This window comes from Brevibacillus sp. JB24b, assembly GCF_051713385.1.
Taxonomy (GTDB): domain Bacteria; phylum Bacillota; class Bacilli; order Brevibacillales; family Brevibacillaceae; genus Brevibacillus_B; species Brevibacillus_B laterosporus.
In genome coordinates this window covers 2,614,960-2,637,809 of sequence record NZ_JBNVQV010000001.1, presented here as the reverse complement: position 1 = coordinate 2,637,809, position 22,850 = coordinate 2,614,960, and the positions used below count along the sequence as shown (strand labels likewise).

20 protein-coding genes and 3 pseudogenes are annotated in these 22,850 nt (G+C 38.8%); 5 read left to right on the top strand and 18 right to left on the bottom strand.

Features of this window, described 5'->3' with window-relative positions; translation table 11 throughout:
- Nucleotides 1-84 precede the first annotated feature (84 nt).
- On the top strand, nt 85-1,272 hold the full coding sequence (locus ACQV1I_RS12925) for a DUF2515 domain-containing protein (protein WP_116334635.1): 1,188 nt from the start codon (nt 85-87) through the stop codon (nt 1,270-1,272).
- Nucleotides 1,193-1,678, top strand: a complete 486-nt coding sequence (locus ACQV1I_RS12920) for a CBO0543 family protein (protein ID WP_328588853.1) — start codon at nt 1,193-1,195, stop codon at nt 1,676-1,678. Before ACQV1I_RS12925 ends, ACQV1I_RS12920 begins: the two co-directional genes overlap by 80 nt.
- A gap of 398 nt (nt 1,679-2,076) precedes the next feature.
- On the opposite strand, the pseudogene ACQV1I_RS12915 reads toward ACQV1I_RS12920, so the two are convergent.
- The 7 genes and pseudogenes from ACQV1I_RS12915 to ACQV1I_RS12885 form a co-directional block, all read right to left on the bottom strand.
- Nucleotides 2,077-2,735, bottom strand: a pseudogene (locus ACQV1I_RS12915) (ankyrin repeat domain-containing protein).
- Nucleotides 2,736-2,845: 110 nt separating this feature from the next.
- Nucleotides 2,846-4,327, bottom strand: a complete 1,482-nt coding sequence (locus tag ACQV1I_RS12910; protein ID WP_116334636.1) for an S-layer homology domain-containing protein — start codon at nt 4,325-4,327, stop codon at nt 2,846-2,848.
- 132 nt (nt 4,328-4,459) lie between these two features.
- A complete protein-coding gene (locus ACQV1I_RS12905) occupies nt 4,460-5,155 on the bottom strand; it encodes a response regulator transcription factor (protein WP_116334637.1) in 696 nt (231 codons plus the stop codon).
- Nucleotides 5,152-6,633 carry a sensor histidine kinase gene (locus ACQV1I_RS12900; protein ID WP_116334638.1) on the bottom strand — a complete coding sequence of 494 codons (1,482 nt, stop codon included), beginning with the start codon at nt 6,631-6,633 and terminating at the stop codon, nt 5,152-5,154. Before ACQV1I_RS12900 ends, ACQV1I_RS12905 begins: the two co-directional genes overlap by 4 nt.
- Before the next feature lie 62 nt (nt 6,634-6,695).
- Complete coding sequence (locus ACQV1I_RS12895) at nt 6,696-6,899, bottom strand: LysR family transcriptional regulator substrate-binding protein (protein ID WP_236645851.1); 204 nt, start codon at nt 6,897-6,899, stop codon at nt 6,696-6,698.
- A gap of 846 nt (nt 6,900-7,745) precedes the next feature.
- Entirely contained in the window at nt 7,746-8,105 is a 360-nt protein-coding gene (locus tag ACQV1I_RS12890; protein ID WP_116334639.1) for a hypothetical protein, read from the bottom strand.
- 628 nt (nt 8,106-8,733) lie between these two features.
- Complete coding sequence (locus tag ACQV1I_RS12885; protein WP_094702549.1) at nt 8,734-9,000, bottom strand: hypothetical protein; 267 nt, start codon at nt 8,998-9,000, stop codon at nt 8,734-8,736.
- 168 nt (nt 9,001-9,168) lie between these two features.
- Here ACQV1I_RS12885 and ACQV1I_RS12880 point away from each other — a divergent pair, with 168 nt between their 5' ends.
- Complete coding sequence (locus ACQV1I_RS12880; RefSeq protein WP_236645852.1) at nt 9,169-9,435, top strand: uracil phosphoribosyltransferase; 267 nt, start codon at nt 9,169-9,171, stop codon at nt 9,433-9,435.
- A gap of 154 nt (nt 9,436-9,589) precedes the next feature.
- On the top strand, nt 9,590-10,114 hold the full coding sequence (locus ACQV1I_RS12875; protein ID WP_438769306.1) for a hypothetical protein: 525 nt from the start codon (nt 9,590-9,592) through the stop codon (nt 10,112-10,114).
- A gap of 83 nt (nt 10,115-10,197) precedes the next feature.
- On the opposite strand, the gene ACQV1I_RS12870 is transcribed toward ACQV1I_RS12875, so the two are convergent.
- The 8 genes and pseudogenes from ACQV1I_RS12870 to ACQV1I_RS12835 form a co-directional block, all read right to left on the bottom strand.
- Nucleotides 10,198-10,527: a hypothetical protein gene (locus ACQV1I_RS12870; protein ID WP_236645853.1), complete on the bottom strand. Its 330-nt coding sequence runs from the start codon at nt 10,525-10,527 to the stop codon at nt 10,198-10,200.
- A 688-nt stretch (nt 10,528-11,215) separates the two neighbouring features.
- On the bottom strand, nt 11,216-12,568 hold the full coding sequence (locus ACQV1I_RS12865) for a glycosyltransferase family 2 protein (protein WP_116334640.1): 1,353 nt from the start codon (nt 12,566-12,568) through the stop codon (nt 11,216-11,218).
- Between the two features lie 204 nt (nt 12,569-12,772).
- Nucleotides 12,773-13,371: pseudogene (locus ACQV1I_RS12860) on the bottom strand (transposase); the annotation flags it as partial.
- On the bottom strand, nt 13,334-14,752 hold the full coding sequence (locus ACQV1I_RS12855) for an RHS repeat domain-containing protein (RefSeq protein ID WP_438769966.1): 1,419 nt from the start codon (nt 14,750-14,752) through the stop codon (nt 13,334-13,336). The gene ACQV1I_RS12855 and the pseudogene ACQV1I_RS12860, both read right to left, overlap by 38 nt.
- A 767-nt stretch (nt 14,753-15,519) precedes the next feature.
- The gene (locus ACQV1I_RS12850; protein ID WP_161555101.1) at nt 15,520-15,681 is read right to left on the bottom strand and encodes a hypothetical protein; all 162 of its coding nucleotides are present in this window, start codon (nt 15,679-15,681) and stop codon (nt 15,520-15,522) included.
- Nucleotides 15,682-16,218: 537 nt separating this feature from the next.
- Nucleotides 16,219-17,697: an Lsa family ABC-F type ribosomal protection protein gene (locus tag ACQV1I_RS12845; protein WP_094702553.1), complete on the bottom strand. Its 1,479-nt coding sequence runs from the start codon at nt 17,695-17,697 to the stop codon at nt 16,219-16,221.
- Nucleotides 17,698-18,185: 488 nt separating this feature from the next.
- The gene (locus ACQV1I_RS12840; protein WP_116334641.1) at nt 18,186-19,241 is read right to left on the bottom strand and encodes a Cfr family 23S rRNA (adenine(2503)-C(8))-methyltransferase; all 1,056 of its coding nucleotides are present in this window, start codon (nt 19,239-19,241) and stop codon (nt 18,186-18,188) included.
- Between the two features lie 172 nt (nt 19,242-19,413).
- Nucleotides 19,414-19,560 carry a hypothetical protein gene (locus ACQV1I_RS12835; protein ID WP_176452472.1) on the bottom strand — a complete coding sequence of 49 codons (147 nt, stop codon included), beginning with the start codon at nt 19,558-19,560 and terminating at the stop codon, nt 19,414-19,416.
- A 161-nt stretch (nt 19,561-19,721) separates the two neighbouring features.
- Here ACQV1I_RS12835 and ACQV1I_RS12830 point away from each other — a divergent pair.
- A pseudogene (locus ACQV1I_RS12830) lies at nt 19,722-20,402 on the top strand (Tn3 family transposase); the annotation flags it as partial.
- Between the two features lie 105 nt (nt 20,403-20,507).
- On the opposite strand, the gene ACQV1I_RS12825 reads toward ACQV1I_RS12830, so the two are convergent.
- The 3 genes from ACQV1I_RS12825 to ACQV1I_RS12815 form a co-directional block, all read right to left on the bottom strand.
- Nucleotides 20,508-21,209, bottom strand: coding sequence for a DUF4367 domain-containing protein (locus ACQV1I_RS12825; RefSeq protein ID WP_116334642.1), 702 nt, complete (start codon nt 21,207-21,209; stop codon nt 20,508-20,510).
- Nucleotides 21,193-21,690: a sigma-70 family RNA polymerase sigma factor gene (locus ACQV1I_RS12820; RefSeq protein WP_094702174.1), complete on the bottom strand. Its 498-nt coding sequence runs from the start codon at nt 21,688-21,690 to the stop codon at nt 21,193-21,195. The genes ACQV1I_RS12825 and ACQV1I_RS12820 overlap by 17 nt, the downstream gene beginning before the upstream one ends.
- A gap of 99 nt (nt 21,691-21,789) precedes the next feature.
- Complete coding sequence (locus tag ACQV1I_RS12815) at nt 21,790-22,707, bottom strand: stalk domain-containing protein (protein WP_116334643.1); 918 nt, start codon at nt 22,705-22,707, stop codon at nt 21,790-21,792.
- Nucleotides 22,708-22,850: the final 143 nt, after the last annotated feature.

Genomic DNA, 22,850 nt, shown 5'->3' with positions numbered 1-22,850 from the left:
ATACCTTTCTAAAACCCAAGTGTAATGCCTATATCCACTCTATTCATTTTCAGACGAGGGGTTCTTAAAAGGAGAGGAGAAAGCATGGGAATCCGGATCCTGAAGAAGAAATTTGACTGGTTTAAACAAAGTCAATTTCCACCCTTTCTTAAAATAAACAAAGAATTGCAGAAGAGATTGAAAGATGTCAACAAGCCTCTCAAGAAAGAAGCGGAATTACCCGAACAAGATCAAATATTGATTCGTCAAATTAAAGAATCTACACGCCGGCTAAACTTGAACAATGTAACGCGGACTACGGCGTATTTTGACTACTATCGAAAACATCCAGAGATACACTGGGCCTTGTTGGGTCACATGGTGTCGCGAAATGGCGGCTGGAATATGACGGATTTGAAGGGAGAGCTTCTGTCCAAATTACTTTCCGACGCGGAACAGAAGGATTATTTTCTGTTTTTGGAGCGCGGCAATTGGTTGATTTTCCAAGATATCTATCCTCAATTTTTGCTGTATGAGGAAAGTTTGAAAAGAGAAGCGAGCTTGTTCTATCTGCTTTCTTTTTTTCATGTATCCGTCTTTATGGAGGTTATGTGGAATCATTTCTGGAAAAATGGAGACCGCTATCTTCTGGCGATTGCCCTAGTCATCAACGAGCAGAGCTATCTGGAAAAAAGGGTGATACAGAATCCCCATTATCAAAAAACGGTTCTGGAAACGAAAGAGTTCAAAGTTCAGGATTTATTGAGTTTAAATCAAATTCTTTTCCCGTGTTGTAACAATATGAACAAGATTCCCGGGCAGGTACCTGACCTTATCGGTCAAACGCTTCATCATTTTGCTTCCCTTCAAGAACGCATATTAATGGGTAAACGATTATATTCAGTGCTATTTGGCTCTTCTGAAATTCTACAGGGCGTAATAAACTGGGCGGCGGATCATCCGCATACGGGTTCCCGTAAAGATTACTGGCCCCATCTGTTTAACGACGTAAACGAATCTGTGCCATCTATGCCTGGAACTCCCTATAAGAGGCGAACGGATGATTGTCAATTGAAAGCTGGTGCCAATCGATTATTCAGTCCAAAATTACAGTACGCTTGGAAAAATATAGAGCAAGATGAAGCGGAAATCTGGGATTGGTTTGAGGATTGGAAAATCTTAACCTACTTTATCAACCAAGAAAAAAATGTAAATGGGGAGATCTATCATAAATACTGTAAAACACTGGAGAAAATCGAACTTGCGGTCATGGCCAAAACAGCCATCTTTTAGAAAGAAACTTAAATCTTATGTTCCAACAATGATATTTGTTTCTTGGTTGGGAACTTATCTGGATCTCATCTTTGTGGAGAAGCAATTGTATTCTTTTCCTATGAGGCCGTTTCCCGATATTTTTAAAATCAATATTATGTTTACTCTGTGTATATTGCCGATTGTTACAGCTATCTTTCTGAATTGCTTACAGTCGATGAACTCATGGCAAAGAAAGGGAATCGTCCTGTTTTCCGGCATAATAGAAGCTGGAATTGAACAGATATCTGAAAAACTGGGATGGTTTGCCCACAGCAGCGAATGGCGGCATTTTTATTCCTTTTTCGGCTATATACTATTTATGTGGCTTGTTTGGAAATTTCATCTATGGATAATTCATTTATCAAAAGAAGCCCCTCAACAATAATGGGGTTCAAACCAAATATTTAATGATACCAAATCTTTCTTCTCCGTGATGCGTACTCCTGACCAATTGTCCGAGCCGACATATGCGATCGGACTTGCTGTCAGGGGAAGCGGTATCAATCGTAATGAGCGGAATTCCTTAATCGACCGTCTTGTCAATCAAGCGGCTGTATGTAGTGCTGCGTACGCCCTGCAGAAGAATATACAATCGAATCAGCTATCTCCAAGGTGAGGTATGGATTCAGCCATTGATCTATTGTTGATGCAAGTTCCCCAGAAAACCACTTCTGTCACAAGATGAAGATCTTTGGATTTAATTTGACGGAAGCAAATAAAACTGATATCCAAGAAGGATAGAACCACACTGAGATCATCAGGGCTCTATCCTTTTTGGATTGATTATTTCCCGCCAGCGCTCGTCAAAACGTCAACCATTTCCTGATAGCCGTGTTTTTTGCATGCTGCAAAGGTGTTACTCCACTTCTGTCAGCCAGATTCACATCGGCTCCGTGCTCAACCAGCAGATTTACGATCTCCTGATGATTTTTGCCGCCATTTCCAAGAATAATGGCTTCCAGCAGAGCGGTCCAGCCCAGGTTGTTGACATGATTCACATCTACATCGGAGTTCATGAGCAGCTCTCGAACAATCTCAACATGCCCGCGATCAGCCGCCGGAATAAGGGCGGTACCTCCATAACGGTTGGTAATCGTCGTGTCAGCGCCTGCTGCAATGGCTGCTTTCAAAAAATCCAACTTACCTTCCGCTCCTGCATAGAGTAGAGGATTGTCAAGTTGATTGTCCCTGATGTTGATATTGGCCCCCTGCTCGACTAGAAACGTAAACAGCTCTAATTGGTTCGTGTGTACGGCAATCATAACAGAGGTTCGGCCTCTTTCATCCGTAGCGTCAATATTAGCGCCATCCGCCAGAAGTTTCGAAATGGCTTCTTTGTCTCCCTGATTTGCAGCTTTCAACAGAGCACGATTCAACTTGTCCATTTCTTCGTTCACCACTTGGGTTGTTTGCTGATCTCCGCTTGATAACAAGGAGTCCATATGTATCTTGCCCCCCGCAAGAGCGATAACCAAGATCAAAAGACTAATTCCGCGTAGCACAGCGAACCCACACCTTTCCATTGATTTCTAAAGCTTCATCTACAGATTTGTTATTTGACCGTCAGCTCAACCTTGGACTGGCCGGCCCAGTCGCCAACGGGAGTAACGGTATAAGCTGCTCCTTTAGTCAGTTTGCTGCCCTGCACAAGATCGAACATGCCCACTGCACCCTTGCGGCTGGAATATTTATAAGTACCGGTCAGTTTATTACCCTCTGCATCGGTCAATTCCACACTGCGGCCGGAGAACAGCTCATCTCCCGGGTCCTCCGCCAAAGTAACGGCAATGGATGTTTCACTGATTGCCTCCGCTTTGACGATTTTCAGCGGTGCGATATCCTCGGCTACGAATGTCGGATTGGCGATTTCCGTCCAATCCGAGGTAACGGTATACTTAACTCCGGGTGTCAGCACCTGACCTTTCGGCAAACGGAATTTTGGTTCTTGCCTGCCATCCGTTGATTGGGTGAACGGGACGTATTTGGCTACGATCGGTTGACCGCCTTCCGGTGTGATCATGACTTCTCTGCCTTGACCGGAGGAGATGATCTGATAGGTTCTTCCATCCGCTCTGTTGTCCTCATCCAGGACGAATGCATTCGCTCCGCGGCCGCCGCTGTATGCGCTGATAACATATCCGTAGTCTACGACTCCGTTAGCCTTGAGAGCTTCCAACTCGAAAGTATCGTTCGTAACCTGTCTAGCTTCTGTCATGTCAAGTTTCGTTTCGTTTCCTGTAAATGTACCCGCTTTTTGGTCTCTGTAGGTCAGGGTATGCGTCGTGCCTGGTTTTTGTACGGTTGTTGGTACGATATACGTAGCAATCGAACCCGTTTTTAACCGCGGCATATTATTCAAGGTCAGTCCATCGTTAAATACAAAGTCTTCTTTTGCCTTGGCAAAGACTTCATTCTCGTCTGTCAAAGGAGCGTCAAAAGTCACAATCAAGGTAATGGCATTCAGCGGACGAACGCTCGTAATTTTCGCATTTGCTGAAGGAATCGCCTGACGAGCGATATTCAGCAGGTACGCTGTTTCGCCGCGAGTGGCATTGTTATCGGCTCCATAAAAACGCTCCATCCAGTAATTCACAGATTTCATATCACGTTTCAACGCTTTGGACACGATTTGTACTAACTCCGCATGTGTCACAGTTCCATGTGGATTAAAGCGTCCTTCTTCCGCCTGCATGATTTCTTGTGCTACCAGTTCAGCGGCATAATTGTAGTACAAATCATTCTGATTTACATCTGTGAAGCTTGGCAACTTGCCCCCTTTCCCTTGAAGACCAAACGTAAGGACGACCATTTTCGCCAGTTCGGCGCGAGTGATCTGGTTCTCAATCCCCATGGAGCCTTTTTCGTAGCTATGCATCACGCGAAGCTCAGCCAGCTTGTTGACTGCTTGTTGAATTTCCTGTGATGAGAGACTCGTTGATGCAGCTTCTACATGCAGAGCGGTAAATGGAACGGATGCCGTTCCCAAGGTAGCTGCCAGCATCAAGACAGCCAGTTTATTAGAATATTTCTTCATCGGTAACTCCTCCTTAAGATAATAGGCATGGTAGTAGTTCGTCATAACTGTATGATAAAGGAGGGATATAAACCCCAAAGAAACAAGGGATAAACCGATTCTAAAATTTTTCTTAACAAATTATAAAATTGATCACACGGAAAATCGGTATCCGGCCCCCCAGACAGTTTCGATATACTGCGGGTTGGAAGGATTGACTTCTATCTTTTCTCTCAACTTGCGAACATGTACGGTAACGGTTGCAATATCCCCACTGGAATCCATGCCCCATATTCGTTCAAATAACTCATTTTTGCTAAAGACACGATTGGGATGGCTTGCCAAAAACTCAAGCAGGTTAAATTCACGGGTGGTAAATATCACTTCTTGATTTCTTACGTAGACTCTGTGGGCAACTTTATCAATGACCAGGCCACGAATATGAATTTCGGACTTATGATCAGTCTCCTGTTTGCCCAATAGCCGTTCATATCTCGCTAGATGTGCCCTGGCTCTCGCCACTAGCTCGCTAGGACTGAATGGTTTGGTAATGTAATCGTCGGCGCCAAGATTAAAGGCGCGAATTTTATCAATCTCTTCTTTTTTCGCAGAGACAATCAGAATCGGCACTTCCCTGCTTTGTCTGATTTGATTGCATAATTCAAAGCCGTTCATCACAGGAAGCAGCAAGTCCACAATAATAAGTTTGTAATCCCCATGAAGCGCAAGCTGTAAACCCTCATTGCCTGAATGACATAAATCAACGAGAAAACCATTTAGTTCAAAATAATCCCGCTGCAGCTCAGCGATCGTAATTTCATCTTCAATGATGAGGATTCGTGTCGTCATAGGTTTGGTATACCTCCTTGGTTCGTCAATCGTTTCAGGGTAAAGAACAGGCTCGTGCTGATGCCTAGCTCGCTGCTTACCCAGATGGAGCCTCCGTGTCCTACTATGATTTGATTCGCAATGGCAAGCCCCAGTCCGCTGCCGCCTGTTGAAGAATTGCGGGATTGCTCTGCACGATAAAATCGTTCGAAAACATGGGGTATGGCTTCAGGTGGGATGCCCTTCCCATTATCCCGTATTTCAATAGTGACCCATACTAGGGAAACTTGTACGGAGACGCGAATCATTTTTTGTTCTTTGTCCATAAAATTCTGAGCATTACAAATAATATTAAGTACTATACGTTTTAATTTCTCCACATCGGCAAGTACTTCAATGCTCTGATCTGGACGCTTCCCCCACTCAAGCAGGATTCCTTTTTTCTCCAATTCATAATACAGTTCATCAATACACTCATCTAAAAAACTAACAATATCTACATGCTCAAAGAAGAACGGGACTTGCTTTAAATCGAGCCTGGAGTAGAGAAATAGTTCGTCTACGAGTTTATCCAGATCGACGGCTTTTGAATGAATGATGTTCACGTACTTGTTCATTTTCTCAGGAGTATCTGCGACCCCATCCCGTATTCCTTCGATATAGCCTTTTATATTAGTAATAGGCGTACGCAAATCATGAGAGATGTTGGAGATTAGTTCTTTCCGATTCTCCTCGTCTTTCAATCGAAGCTGAACCGATTCAAGCAGTCTCTTTCGCATATTTTCAAACGCCTCGTTCAATTGACCGATTTCGTCCTTTGAGCGCAGATCAAGTGAAAATTGGAGATTGCCCTCCTTGATGTGATCAGCCGAGGTCCGAAGCAAATCAAGGGGTTTGACGACGCTTCTGGTAATCCAGCGGTATAACAACATATTCGTAACCACGACGACGCCGATGAGAATCAGAATGAGGATGGGTAGCAGTCTGCGTATCACTTCACCAAAAGGGCTTCGCTCGCGTATTACGAAGACGCCACCTTTGACGCCATCCGAAAAGCGGAAGTCGTATTTAGCGTAGGCATAAAATCTTTCGCCAATGTTAAAGGTATTGCGAATCTGATTGTTGTCCAGATCATAGGGAGGCAAATTCTGCTCCAATGCAGGCTGGTTAAAGGTACGCGACGCAAAGACCTGATTGCTTTCCCGGCGGACGTAGAGACCGGCCCTCACGGTTTTAAGCTTGAAATCGTAGTCCAGCAAAAGCTCTTCATTTTGCAATTGATCCGGTTCGTTTTTGGCGAGATATTTTAATTCGAGAAAGATCGATTCTTCTTGTTCAGTCAGCGGATTAAGCTGGTAGTGGACTTTATAGAAATCCCGAATACTGTGAATGTCGCCTGTCGCTGCGATCGTGAACAGACTGGCAGTTAAGAAAAAGACCGAAAGGCTAATGATAAGCATACCTGTATAAGACAGCAATAGTTTAACTCTAATGGACATAGCTCACCTCGTTCGAATAGGGGAATAGAAAATACCATCGTTTTTTGACTATAACTCCTGGACTAGCTTTGAAAGTACTCTTGTATTTGTTCAATAAATGCTTTGGCTGCCCGGCTCAGATAATGGTCGGAGCGGTAAATGATTGACAAGTTACGGCTGGGCGCTCCATCCTTGATTGGTATCGTGTGCAAAACCGGATCACAAATTTGCCGTATTAACGGATGTGGCTGTACGGTTGAACCAATATTGGCTTTTACCAGATTCATAATCGAAGTAACTGAGCTGGTTTAAAGAACGGAATGGAGCTTAAATCCACGTTGGTAGACAATCTCCTCAACGATATCACGCCACAGAAAACCTTCGGGATACAGGACCATGGGAAGGTCTCTCAGCTCATCCAAATCAATGAAGGTCCGGGTTGGCCAGCGGATGCCTCTTAGATACTACCTGAACAAAAAATAGTTCATGTGGAGAAACGGATTCGGACCGTCGCCCGTATTGTAAACCCCAAGAAGCTGGATCTTTGTAAAATGGAAGCGACGAGCAGGAGGATGAGCTTAATATACCGCTGCTTGATCGAATCGGCAAAAAATAGTGCTTAAACGAGGCGGGCTCACTACTGTTAAGCTATGGTGGGGTAGTTATGTAACTTATTCATAATAGAAATGGCAACAGATAAAGTTTTATTATTCGGAATATAACGAATAATTTATAGAAAATAATTTTAGATATCAATCCATGCTAGTAGTTTAAAGTGAAGCTTAACAATGCACTAGAATCTCCGCTAGCATCATAATCCCATGAATAATCAAATCTTCCATCACCGTCACTGAAGGGCAAGGCTATCATCTTAAGTTCATGATTGACATGCGTTCTCCAGTTCTTAAGACCAAAATTATCATTATAATAATTAGCATAACCTTTATAGGTAATTTTTGAGTTGTTTTTGTTTGCTTTTGGAGGAGTATCACCTGAAGAATCAATATACCAATGAGTATCAAATTTTGTTGGATTTGCAGCCCAAGGTTTTAATTTATGGCTAGTTTCTTCGATAAGCCCATCTATATCTTCTTCCCATTTTAATGTAAGTTTAGTTGTGCATACAGGTAACCTTACAGGATCTTCAGTTGTAATTTCATCCAGCCAATATAATAATTTTTTCTTTCATTCGGAGATATTCTCAAAGGTTTAGTACTCAATTCTTTGAGTTCTTTTAGGTCTTCTTCATTCAATATGTCTTCCTCAATCTCTTTCTTTGTTAACTCAGTAGTTTTGTATATTTTAGTATCCGTGTCTATTTCTAATTTATAGCTCTGTATTCCTTTACTACGAGCCCTCCCTTCAACTTTAACATGAATTTCATCGTTATTAATACTATAGGTAATGTCATCTAATATAATATCTGATCCTTTTACCGATTTAAGGTTGTATGTTCTTACATCGGCATCCTTTGCAAAAATAGAGGTACTCATTAAAAATGGAATAACTAATGATTCAACTAGAACTTTTTTCGTTGCTATTAACGCTCCCTTAGTAAATTAAAATAAAAAATATTAAAATATCCTCCTTTTCAAACTATTTATATATAGACAGAATCGATTATATAATCCGAACTAATAAATATCAATATTTGCCAATATTTCCTGCTATTTTTGGATTAGTATCCTCATTCGTTTCTCCACCAGTAATCATTATTTCCTTCGTCTGGTCACTACCATTAAGCATCTACTATATGTTTTCAAGTACTGGTATCTGGTTTGCTTTATGTTGTTTCCTATATTTAGTCTCAGCAATATTAAAATTTAAAGGGGTAAACAAATTATCAAGTAGTTAATAACATGTTGTTTGATTAGAATAATGTTTTGTTTTTCATATATCAAAAACTAAATTGAAGATTTATTAGCACAAACACCCCATCATTTAATAGTGGACGCATCATCCAGCTTTTTCAACGTATCATAACATTTTGTCCTTCTTAGAGGCCTCTGCTACGGTTATTCGCGATTGACTTCAGCCAGCACGACTAGCTATCCGTCCATATGGAAGAAGCCCTGCTCTCCCACAAAGGTATAAGCAGGACCATTTTCTTTTACATTCTACCTACAAATCCTTGGCTATATGCGGCTTGCTGTAATGGCTCGTTCCGCCGCCGCCAACCAATACTCGTCCGCCTTTGTTGAAAATGAGCAGCTTGCTCGAACCGTTAGTTAACAAGACGGTCACTTTCGCACGATTGGCTGTTGCAATATAGATCACGTAGCCACTTTTTGACACAATGGTTCGCCATTTCCGGTCGAACTCGGATCTAACGACACGGTTGGAATAGACTTGGTTCTCGACTTTGCGGGCTGCTGTTTTTTTGAGCATGCAGAATGTCACCTCCCGTCAGTATCATCGTATGCATGCCCTGTAGATTGGAATGGACAATTATCAAGGCTTGGAAAGCCTGTTTTGTTTGCATTGGCTCTCAAACCGGATTATGATATCAGTAAACAAAGCACTACCGAAGCCGTACATCCCAAAGGAGTGAATTAAATGGCAAAAAGCAGCGCACGCAAGCACCGGGATAAAATGATCCGGGAAGGGAAACGGAATCCCGAACTTCACAGGAGCATTTTTGCTCTTGTCGATATGACCCAGCGTCGAACGAAAACGAAAGCGGAAAAACTGAAACAGCAAAAGCATAAAAGACCGTTATCCTTTCAAAGTGATGATGGTCTTTTTTTCTGCGGTTTGATCTTCGCAATCCGCTCTTCTAATCTTGTAGCTAACGCATCTGCGGTGAGGAGCAGTCCTAACTGACCGTAAAAAAACGAGCTAAGTGACCACGTTGAAGAATTAGATGCGAGAGCGGACGATTAAATCGTGAAGTTGCATGATATGATGAGATTATCGCCTGATTTATATTCTGCCTCCTTTAGCGCATTTTTGACTGAGTTCTTATCACCTAGAAAAAATGGTAACAGAGGGTCGCTTTCGGGAGGATTTATATTATCGATTAAACGTTTTTTCGCTAGAGCTACCATCGTTACGTGAACGTTTAGAAGATATTATAGAATTGATTCCCCTTTTCTTGCATGAGTATTCTCTTGCTAACGATCAAGCAGTACCTCGGATTATGCCGGATGTGATGCAAGCACTCCTTGATTATTATTGGCCTGGCAACGTTCGTCAGCTCCGTAACATTATTGAGCGTTTATCTATCTTACAAGAGAATGGAGTTATTACCTGGGATCATCTCCCTGCGGCATTAAAGATCGCTCATGAACGAAATACAGATAGTCACACGAAATCACATAGCCCATCAACAGAGCTATCTTCAGCATATGTAGCATCCACTGCATCTCCTTCAGCCAGTAATCAAACAAAATCAGACACGCATGGCATGCACAATGAATATGTGCCAGCCCGGTACGGAAGAGAAGGCGATGTGGAAAAAAACAAAAATAATGCAGGCATTAGAGCGCACATATGGAAATAAAAAAGCAGCCGTGCAACTATTAGGAAGTGGTATACCCATTCCAATCTAGCTTATGACAACAAGGCTATCCTTTTACATGTAAACTACATACGAATGCGTGCCCTACGTAAATAGTAAGATCCAATCGCTGCTAAAATCCCTAGAGTAATAAATCCTGCATAATACGTGAATAAATCCCTCTCAATGACAGTTGAGGAAAAAAGACCATCAAGCAAGGCAAAGCACAGAATAGCCCCTCCATAAAAAACAGGCTCTAACGCTGGAAACATAATAACTTTGCCATTCTTCTCTAATCGATTACGCTGATATAGGAAGATACCAAGCCCTAATGTAACAAGTAAATGAATACTCGGAATTAATAAAGGTGATGATAGCTTTCCAAACAGATTTAGTAATACTACGGGACTTATCAATAACGAGATTTATTGGAAATACATCAAAATTCAATTTGAGGCACCCATTAATTAAGAAGACAATTCCAATAGGAAAGATACTAAAAATGAAGGACAGCATAGCTTGAACCATTGTTCCCCAGCCAATTTTGAAAATGCCTGAAGAGACTTTCTGCTTAATATGGCTAAATAAACATGTCGTCGATTCCTTGCTTTTTAACTAGGTCAGTAGAAAGTGACGGAGCTTGTGTAATGATAATTTTGAGTGAGTCCGGCTACTCTGGAATATTTAGAAAAATATTGATGTTTCATTTGTTTACGTTTATGTTTGCAATCGTGTTATCCAAATTACTAATCATTAGCTTCTAATCGTTGTTTATGCGCTCGTATGTTAATCATATCTTCTTTTATTAAAAAAGTTTTCTTAGATTCAATATACCGCTTACTTTCTATACCAAGTAAATCTACATATTTTTTAATTTCTTTTTGAGTTACCTTTTAGCAGAGATTTTTATTGCATCTTGCTTGGTGTAATTTAAATCAGTCATACGTTTACATGCAGATAAGATAGATTTGAACAAATTACTATCCAGAAACTCGTTACGTTCTATTAAAATTTTATGTAGACGGGAATACAAATATTTGACTGCTACTTTAGCTTGCTGAACTAATACACCCTAAGCTAATGGTTCATTCTTCGATAACTCTCTTACTTCCAGTTTCTTTTAAATTTAAAAAATTCTTGTATATAACCATACACAGAGATAGGTGACATAATCATTTGATAGCCAAGAATAAAGAAAATAAAGCCTATAAAGTTTTTTCTAATTCTAAGATTTAAAGGTTTAAATACAAAATTTCTTTGATAAAAATAAAGAATACTATAACTGATTAGGGTTAAAGGTAAAACAAGAAGTGTTATTGGGCCAACAATCCAGTAATAACCGAAAAAAGTCAATATCAGCCCAGGAAGCCAACATAGTGTATAAGTAAGATCTAAATAAGGCATGATTAAATTAATTCCAGTTAAGTATTTAACAAATACTTGAGGCTGGTTCCATGGCTTTATTTCATTTAAACCTTCTATCATACCTCTTGCCCATCTTGCTCTCTGTCTGACAAAGTGCTTAAGGGAACTAGGTACTTCAGTAAATGAAACTGCCAATGGCTCAAAATAAACTTTCCACTTTTTCTCAAGTAAACGCCATGTTAAAACAATATCTTCACCTATAGCATCTGGCCAACCACCGACTTCTTTTACACATTGTGTCTTATATATACTAAAGGCTCCTTGAGCAACTAAAGTTCCTTGATATAGGCCTTGAAGTCTTTTAACGGACGCAATACCTAAAAAGTAATCCCATTCTTGAATTTTTGTCCAAAAGTTTTCTCTGCTGTTTTTGGTCAAAACCGAGCCAGCAACAGCACAAACATTTTCTGGGCTAGATTTCATACGTGCTACAAGATAACGTATAGAGGATTTAGGAAGCAGTGTATCTGCATCGATCGTAATGACATAAGGAGTTTCAACAAATTTTAGAGCATGGTTCAAGGCATGGAATTTTCCCGGCATTTCTTCATGAAGTAATGCAATTTCAATATCTAATTCTTTTTTTGCTTTTATGATTTCGTGAACTGTTTGATCTGTAGAACAATTATTAATAACAAATACCTTAATTTTCCCTTGATAATCTTGTTTATTTATATATTGCAAAGTTTGATAGATTTGTCTCTCTTCGTTATAGGCAGCTATAAGAACGATAATCTCATCATTAGGAAATTCATTTTTGAAAGCAGGCTGACGATCAAGAATTAAACTTATTACTAAAAAGGCATTCATATAGCCAGGAATGTATGATATACCTCCGATAATTAATAAAGCTAAAGGAAAGGATACAATATGCGCAAGGTCTTCTAACCATGGAAGCGCCAAGTAAATAGAAAAGCACATCCAAAGCAAAGCACCTGCATGACTGATCCAGAATTTTGTTATTACTGGGATATAAGTTTTCTTATAGGTATGTCCTGTATGGGGGTTAATGGGATTCAATTCAGGTTTCATGAGCTTATCCCCTCTTTTAGATATAAGATGCAGTAATAAATACCTATAAAAAATACTATACATACAATTGAAAGTAAAAATGTATTTTTTGGAAATTTAACAATTTAATAGCAGGTTGTCGAGAAACCCAATTTATTAGTTAACCTCAAGCAGTATTTGATTGTCCTGTTGCACCAAGTGCATAAAAAAAGATCGTTCTCTACCTTAGCTACTCTTAGCGAGGTGAAGAGCGATCTTTTTTATATTCTGTACAGTTGCCATCAGTAGCATCTGCGCCTGTTAATTTGTTTTTCCCCGTAAACGGCTGTAGCGAAGTCCATGCAGTTCTTTCGAATCTGCAAAACTTCGCTCTATCGTTTGATATCGCAGTCTATATGGATATCTTCCTGGCTACTAAGTCAGTTCTGACGAACCCATTCTTTTCTGTTTTCCCAACATTTCTAGTAATTACTTTTTGGCAACTTTTTGATCGGGTACATTCACGTAATACAGGACATGTCTTGCAATGATCAGCATTTGATTTATACATTCTGAAGTCAGTACGATCTGTTGTAGTGTACGCTAGCTCATGTTTTTGTGGACATATGTATGCATTATTATCTGGATTGAAAGTAAAACGCTTTTTTAAATAGCCCTTTAACGGGAGTAAATGAACGATGACTAATGACTGCAAAAATATTCTTGTCATGTAAAGCCTTACATATTGGAGCCGTTAAGTAGCCAACATCTCATGCAACAGCTTCTAGAGAATGGTTAAAATGAGACTTATTGATCTGATGTTCCAAACGATTTATATAAGGAACGGGGCCAAACTGTTAAATCCTTTGACCACCAATACCTTCCATCAAAATAAGCTTTTACTTTCTGACCAGCGAAATTGTAACTTATTGGTTCAGCTTTTGAGAAAGATTTTATATCCCATTTTGTAGTAATATTTTTAGTTGGATTGAACTTGAGAGATCCCGTCTGCAAAGGCAAACTTTCAAAATCAGGAACTAATAAAGCATATGTGTCTGTGTATAATCTTAAACCTAGTGGATCGTTTTCGATTTTTAGCAAAGTCTCAATTTTATCAATCATCATTACTTTAGTCTCTGGTATCATTGCATCTGAGCCTTGCATTATATCCTTTTCAGAAATTCCTGCTTTTCTCATCCGATCTCGAAGCATTTTTGCTCCTTGTTCAGCATCTTTACGTTCGGCTATTGTGGTAGCATTGGCCCATTTGTTTTTATATTCATTTAGTGTCCAATTGGCTGTTATTTGAGTGCTCCAATTCCCAGTAGGATCAACATTGCTCAAAGGATTGTTATGCACATACGTATACCGTTTCAAACTAAGCGGATTATCCACTTGCCCCTTATAGGTATCCTCTGTTATAAACCTTCCATCATTTGGATCATAATACCTGGCACGCAGATAAATCAAGCCCAATTGTTCATCATACATCTCACCCGCATACAAGAACGGATTGGACATTGTTTCCTGCTTGCTCTCTACATTTCCCCAGAGGTCGTACTCATACTTATTCAGGGTCTGCCCAGCCTTATCCTTTATTTCTACGATGTCACCATGGGCATTTGTATAGTAATAGCCTTGTTTTTCACCTTTCACATCATCGCGGTAGAGAAGCTCATTCCCCCAGATGTTGCAGGCTTGGAGGTTGTTCTTTTCATCCAGCTCCTCAATCACGTTGCCATTTAGATAGACATAGTGAGTTGTTTTGCCGTCGATTTCTTTACTTGCCCTAAGCTCATCCGGATAGTATGTGTAGGTGCTTTCTTTTCCGTTTTTTGTATACGTTTTAAGACGGTTGAGGACATCGTAGGTGTACGAACTGTCTGCGATCGTTGGTGATTTGGCTGTTACAATGCTTTGACGGTTGCCGCGTTCGTCGTACGTGTACGTTTGTTCTCTTGTCGGTGTTTTCTCCTTGCGAATCCGATCTAGTTTATCGTAGCCGAACGTGGACGCAGATTGGTTCACTGCTGTTTCAACTAGATTTCCAAAACCATTATATTGGTTTTGCTCTTCCCACGCCTTGTTGTTGGACAGGAAATGCTGCACGTCCGTTGTCTGGCCAAATGAGTTGAAGCCTTTCTCAATTTTAGTACCGTTTGGATACTGGGCATGAACGGTATCCCCTGTTGTTGACGTGTCGTACTCATAAGTGATTTTGCCCATTCCTGGATGTTTGACAGACAATATTCGTCCTAGCCCATCATAGGTGTAAGCTGTTGCAGTTCCATCTGGATACACAATCGAGTCGGGGGTGTCATCTTCATCCTCGTATCTTTGTTCGTACGTACGTCCAAATGTGGTCATGGAAGTTGGGCGTAAAAAGCCGTCATACGTATAGGAAACCTTCGTATCATTGTTTTGCTGTGTGAGGAGCTGACGTGTCGTTTGATCGTAGGTATTCTTCTCCGTTTCTACTACTTTTTTACCCGATAAGACCTGCATCGTATCTAGCTCATAGAATGGCGTATAGGCATATTTACGAATATTTCCCTTTTGATCCGTAAAGCTTGCCAGATTCCCACTCTTGTCATATTCGTAATTCTCTTTGACCTTTTCGGTAGCGGGGTCAATTTCGCGCAGCTTCCATGAGAGACCATTGTATATGTAACGGGCTGTCTCCTTGTCATTTTCAAAAGTACTCATCAGGTTCCCGTTTGCGTCATATTGGAATTTGTACACGTTCTTTTCCGGGTCTTTCACATAGATAGGTTCTCCTCGCAAATCATGCTTGTAGTCCCAGCTACGTTTTTCTCCCTGTTCGTTTGTGATCTGCTTGTGCGTTGGATTGCCAAAGCGGTCATATTGCATCTGAGTTTCCGTTGATAAAGTGCCATCCGCAGTATGAACCATATTGGTGATCATTCGTCCATAGCGATCATAAAGCTGTGTGGTTTCTAGTCCATTCGGAGTAATTGTTTTTTCTACAGGGGTTATAAGACTGCCATTACATCTGAACTTATTCCAACGCTGTCTTGCTGTATCCCTATTTTCCCTTCATTTACTATTGACGAACCTTCAATTTTAGGGATAGTTGATAGCTTAGTCGTTTTCATGTTATAAGGATTAGTTCGGAATGAATTGGTGATATTCATATTAACCTCCTAATTTATGTAAATAATTAAATATTATATTAACTTTTATTGAAAATGAAATCAATATTTAAATTTTTGAAAAATATTTCTTCACTAGAGATTCTCATCCGTTGAATGATTTTTCCCATATCCCTGTATCTACAGGCAATGAAGTGCCTTTTATTGTGTCTGTAATACCTTTAATTTATTTCGTAACAAACGAAGAAATTCTGGTTTGACAATACAAAATAGCTCCATTCAACCTATCTAAGGTGAGGAGCTATTTTGTATGACAGGTAAGATCTTATCGATTCCCATCCAACGTTGCAAATGTTGCTTTAAAATAAAGTTTGTCAAAAACACCTCATAAACCAGTATTTTACAATAAATAAAAGAATCCATTTTGAAAAAAGTTTGATCAAAATGGATTCTTCTCTAACAGATTTATGTTTAGTCTTCATAAAAAAGTTTGATCATTTTAGCTACGTTCTTCAACTAAAGCACCATATAGTTTAATAACCTGATTTACTGATTATATCTTCAACTTTTCATATTTAACTACATAGATATAGTTTTTGTTGCAACTGTTTGTTGAAATGCCTGATCATGCTCAACAATAACCATTGTGGAATTAAATCTTTGAATAAGCTCTTCAATCTGCATGCGCGAATAAATATCAATAAAATTTAACGGTTCATCCCAAATATATAAATGAGCTTTTTCACATAAACTTTTGGCTATAAGCAGCTTTTTCTTTTGTCCACCAGAATAATGAGATATGTCTTTCTCAAATTGAATTCGGTCAAAATCCATCTTACGTAGGATGGATTTAAATAACGTTTCATCAATCTCATGCTCTTCAATAAAGTCAGATAACAGTCCCTTCAAATGAGAAGTATCTTGTTGGACATAGGAAATAATGAGGCCTGACCCTAAATTCATTGAGCCTGTATGATGTATCGGATTTCCTAGAATTAGTTTTAGGATACTACTTTTTCCGCTTCCATTCTTTCCATCAAGTACAATTCGGTCACCTTGTTCAACTTTAAAGCTAATTGGCTTATTCACTATTTGGTCATCGTACTTAACAGACACATCAGCCAAAACAATCAATTCATTTGACTGAAATTCCAATGGTTCTAATTTTAATGACTCAGTTTTTTCCACATTTTTTAGCAGTTTTGACTTTTCCTCAATAGCTTTTTGTTGCCTTGATTCAAGGTTCTTTGCTCTCTTCATCATCTTTGCCGCTTTATGTCCTACAAAACCCTTGTCCAACTTAGAACCCGAATTCGTTGTCCCATTTTTGGAAGCTTCCACTTGATTAGACCAATCTGCTGAACGCTTTGAAGACTGTTTTAATCTCCCTATGTCTTTTTGTAGACGCTGATTTGTTGCCTCTTCGTGTTCCTGCTGTCTATCAAAATTTAACTTCCAAGAAGAATAGTTACCACTTTGAACTTCAATATTTGCCTTATTTATGGATAAGATATGGTCAACGCATCCATCTAAAAAGACTCTGTCATGTGAAATTAAAATAAACCCTTTTTTCTTCCTTAGATAATCAGAGACCATCTTTCGTGCATCAGTGTCTAGATGATTGGTTGGCTCATCAATTAATAGAAATTGACCCTCAGTCAAAAAAAGTGCAGCAAGCAACACCTTTGTTTGTTCTCCATTTGATAATGTTTTAAATGGTCGGTACATGACCTCGGCATCAACATTTAGATAGGATATTTCACGAAGAAATTCCCAATCTTCTGCTTGGGGGCAAATTTCTTCAAAGATTTCATGAGTATACTTGTTTTTATCCGAAACTGGATAAGGGAAATAATTAAATTCTACCGAAGAAATGATTTTCCCACTATACTCATAATTCCCTAATAATAAATTAAAGAATGTTGTTTTACCTCGTCCATTTCTACCGATAAATCCAAGTTTCCAATCCGTATCTATTTGAAAGTTTACACCTTCAAAAATATTGTCAAAGCTACCTGGATAAGAAAAAGTTAAGTCTTGAACTTGTATCATTGACATGATAATTCCTCCTTTGTATATCAACACTTTTTACTTTTTATACAAAGTCGGCACATCCATCTATTCTAAATTTCTCCGTATAAGTTTGATGGATATTAACGACTTATACGGAGTATTACATGCGTAACAATAGTGTCTGAATTGCTTATTTCCCTCTCTCCTTTATTTATTAGATTAAAGTTACAGATAAAAAATATCAATCTTAACTATGAGAGAATAAAAAATCCTCCCAATTTGTAATTGGAAGGATTAGTCTTTCACTTATATTAAATAAGTTCTTTTTTGCCATTGGAATCATGACAAATAAAGTGTAAACTGATTTATAAAAATGGATAGACTAACCCTATATTTTGTAGTTTGAAGTTATTCATTTCAAATAAAAATATAGATTAGTTAATCATTGTCCATCCATCAGTCCTCTCATAATTGTATTTTTATATTAACAAATTTTTTTATGGAATACAATTCAGCATCATCTTCACCTCAAATTACTGCTTGTTGCTCTTTTGATAATTTCCATACAATTGACCACAAGCAGCATCTATATCAATTCCAAATTGACTTCTAATGGTCACATTAATACCTGATGATTTTAATTTTTTGTAAAAATTAACAACATGACCTTCATCAACTTCACCGAACCTTAAAGGAGAACTGACGGTTGGGTTATATCTGATTAAATTTACATGATATAAACGTCCTTCTTTATATCGACCTTTTAATAGACTTACTACTTCTTTAGCATGGTCAATAGAATCATTCACACCAGGTAACATAATATAAGCAATATATACTTTTCTTGATGTTATTCGTATATGCTCATCTAATGTGTCCATTACATCTAATAATGGATACCTATCATTAATCGGCATCAACTTACTTCGTTGTTCATTAAAAGGAGAATGTAACGAAAACGTCAAATTGACTTGCGGATAATTCAGAGTCATTTTTTTTATACTTGGTATAATACCAATAGTTGAAATAGATAACCTACGAGGGCTTAAAGCAAACAGCGTAGGATCAGTGAGTACATCTAAGGCATCAAAAACTTGTACATTGGCTAACGCTTCTCCCATCCCCATAAAAGAAATACTATCAATTGAGTGACCTTGTAAGTAAAAATGGAGGATTTGGTCAGTTATTTCATCTGAGGTCAAATTTCTTTTTAATCCAATGTCACCTGTTGCACAAAATTTACACCCAAAATTACATCCGCACTGAGAAGATATACAAAATGATTCCCACCCAGCTTTATATTTCATATTTACCGTTTCTATTTTTTCATTTCCTGAAATTTCAAATAAGACTTTAGTGACTTGCTCAGAATGTTGTTCCTTTAAAGGAACAACATCTAAAATAGACTCTCCAAATTCCTTAACTAAAATTTCTCTTAACGATTTTGGAAGTGCATTAATTTCGTTGAATTTATTTATTCTTTTTTTAAAAATGGCATTCAATATTTGTTTCATTCTAAAATTAGGGTAATTATGTTCCCTTAAGAATTCTTTTATTCTTCTATACTTATTGTTTAGTTTTAATTGCATCTTTCTCATCCTTCCATAAGACTCTCTAGTTTTATAGGAGTAAATAGAAAGGAGTTGTCTATCCCTTAAGTTAAAAATAAACGCAAAAAAAGCACGGATAGAATTATCGGTGCTAAACTTTAAATAAAAAATATGCACAAATAAATAAACAAGGACACTAAGTCATTGCTTTCTAATTTATTTGCCATAGAGGCAAAGCTCCGATAACTGTTTTTGTATGGTTGTATAGCATAAAAAAGGACAGACTACTCCCTTTGTCTGCTAAACCATTACCAATTTTTACATTTTTACCAAATAGAATTCTAAAAACAGTTAACATTGCTTGCACCTCCCTTTGTCAAATTTATTATTGAGTAATCTAACATAAAAGTGAGTATATGTAAAGTGTAATTTGAGAATTATTGTAAAACTAACCTCCCTCTATAGTTAAAGAAAAAAATTCTGCAAAAAAGAATCTTTGATAAAATTAAAGCCGGTTAAACGGATCAGGTCTTTGGCTTGAGTCATTTACTTGGTTTTCGATTTGCCCCGCGTCTTTGAGATTTGTCTGACGCGAAACTTTATACGATCAGAAAACCTAGTGATTTCCAGAAACTTGAGAATCCTCTCCGGGGCCAAATTGATATGAAAGTGATACGTGAAAATTGCGAAGATGTTTTACGATTGGCCCATTCAATTCGAGAGGGAAAGGTGTCTGGTGCGCTTATAATGGGTAAGCTTGCTCCTATGCTCGCCAGAACAAGGTTGCCAAGCCCTTCGAGAGATGGGACGAATTGAAAAGACAATCTTTATCCTAGACTATATCTCAAGCGAATCGATGCGACGCCGTATCCAACGCGGATTAAACAAAGGAGAAGCAATGAACGCCCTGGCACGAGCCATTTTCTTCGGGAAACATGGAGAGTTGAGAGAGCGTGCTTTGCAAGATCAACTGCAGCGTGCAAGTGCTTTAAACATCCTGATAAATGCAATTAGCGTTTGGAATACAGTTTATTTAGGCAAAGCTACGGATCTATTTCGAAGTAAAGGGATATTACGAGAGGAATTATTAAAGCATATGTCTCCGCAGGGATGGGAACATGTCAACTTCCTTGGAAGTATCGCTTTGATCCGTGAGGAGTTATAACATTAGAATCATTGCGGCCGTTAAACCAGGGATAGCAATAAAGCCGGTTACACCTTAGCGTAGTGAAAACCGACTTTATTGCTTTTCAAAATTCCTTAGCGTAGGGAAAAATCGGCTTTTTGCATAGACCCCTGTATCGGTCATGCTTTTTCCATACTTTCTATAATCAAAGTCACAGCATTTTTTTCTATTCCTCTTGAAAAAGACAAGGAATAGGAACAGCCATCCTTTATCCAAGTGGCGAGGTTGATAATCGAGTTACTTCCCTTGAGTGTTACCTCAATATCACCAATTTTTACAACATCGGTTTTTTCATAGGATGTATAGTCACCACTGATATCCTCTGCTCCCTTTGCTACTCTATATTTGATTTTTTTACTTCCGTCGGAATAAATAATTTGTGCTAGTTTTCCTGAAATAACTGAAGAGTTATCCATTTTATACCCGGTTGGGAGTTTTCCCGGTACAATCAGTTCAAAGGGAACAGCTTTTTTAACCTCGTCAACCCCTTTCATATTCTTAATCGGGCTAGTAACTAAAACCCGATCCGTTCCCGGTTGGGGGCTCATTCCTTCCTCATTGTCTGCATGTGGAGATGTTTGAATCTGTTTATTGACCCCGTTGTTATTTATCAATGTTGGATAAATAGCCATAGCACCTAGTACAACGGCACAACAGGCAGCAATAGTGCTCGCAGGCCTGATCCATTTGAGGTATTGTTGTTTTTTTATCACGGTACTCGCTTCTCTTTTCCTTGACACATTACTTAGAATTCTTTCCTCCATTTGAGGAGTAACTTCGATTTTTTCCATTGCGGAACGATATTTATTCTTCAAAATCATATGCTCCTTTCAGGGTTTTTTTGAGCATATCTCTTGCCCTATACAGAAGGGAACGTACCGTAGACTCTTTCTTTTGGAGAAGAGAAGATATTTCAAATGTGGAATAACCCTCGTAATAATAGAGGTGGACGACTTCGCGGTACTTTACCGGCAGGGTATGAACTGCTTCCAACACCTCTGATTCTTTTTCCGTAATACTTTCTATTTGAAGATTTTCGGGAATTGCAATGGTTTTAAACCATGAAGATTTTAGTTTATTTTTACATAAGTTGATAGCGACGCGCATCAGCCAAGCTTTTTCATGTTCAGGACTGGAAAAAGCAGGCTTATTCCTCATCAAACTGAGCAAAGTATCCTGCAGAACATCCTCTGCATCAGAAAGATTATGTAAATACGAATAAGATAATCTTACTATCGTATTGCCGTAGAATTTCAATGCGTGTGCGACTGTCTCATCCGTACACAATGAAACATCGGGCACCTTGCTTACACTCCTTTCGCCTACAAGAATAAAATCTATGGAATCTAAGAAAGGAGCAAAGAGAAACACCCTAAGCTCCTTTCTCATTAGATAAACCTATTAATTGATCCCGTCAATGATTGTTGATAGTGTTTTCTCATTGACAGGTACGTCAAAGGATAGAGAGAAGCTGGTTCCGTCTTTTGTCCATGTAGCAAGATTGATACTGTCACCTTTACCTTTTACAGTAATTTGGGTATTTCCAACAGTAATCGTTTTAACTTTATCATAAACATTATAATCACCGCTGATATCAGCATTTCCCTTGGCAGTGCGGTATGTAATTTGATTGTCACCTTTCAAGTAGGAGATTTCTGCCAGGTTGTTGCTTATCACAATAATGTCTTTCATTTGATAACCATCCGGCAGGGTTGCAGGTACCGCAAACGTAAATCCTACCGCTTTTCGCGCTTCATCCAACGTGCTGTAGTTTACCAAAGGGTTGGGTAGTCCGATGGAAGCTGGTTTTTTCGGTTTCATCGAGTCGTTTGATATGTTGATAACATGATCTGTTATACTAACACAATTCGGATTGGTCAATAATACCTTGTAGAGGTCAACAGGTACATAGATTGATCCTTCAATGATTGCCGGAGCCACACCCAAGCTTAGAGGTGCTGTCATTCCGATTGCTTTGCTACTGTATGCAAAATAGGTAGCATTACCCATGGATAAATCAGTTTGCATGGTACCATTATCCATATGGATGGTTTGCTTCTGTTCATCCAACGTCAAGGTGAATCCAAGTGCTTCTGACGTAATTTTGAGCGGAACCATAATTTGGTCTTCCATTAGAACAATTTTTTCCGTTCCAAGCTCAACCGTCTTGTTATTGATTGTAAGAGTATATTGCACTACAGGAGATTTCTGCGACACAACAGCAGTGTGTTTCGGAGATAACACATTGGTGGTCTCAGCGGCAAAAGCAGGAACTGACATCATTGTTGCAGCACATAAACAGACAAGTATTTTTTTCATTTTTAAAACAGTCCTTTCTTTGTATGAATTGTTTTGAATGTGAACTTCTATCCTAAATACAAATGAGCAGTGAAAAATGTTGCAAGCTAAAAAAATTATTTATAATTTTAATTATGAACTCAACTTTCGCACCATAAAATTCG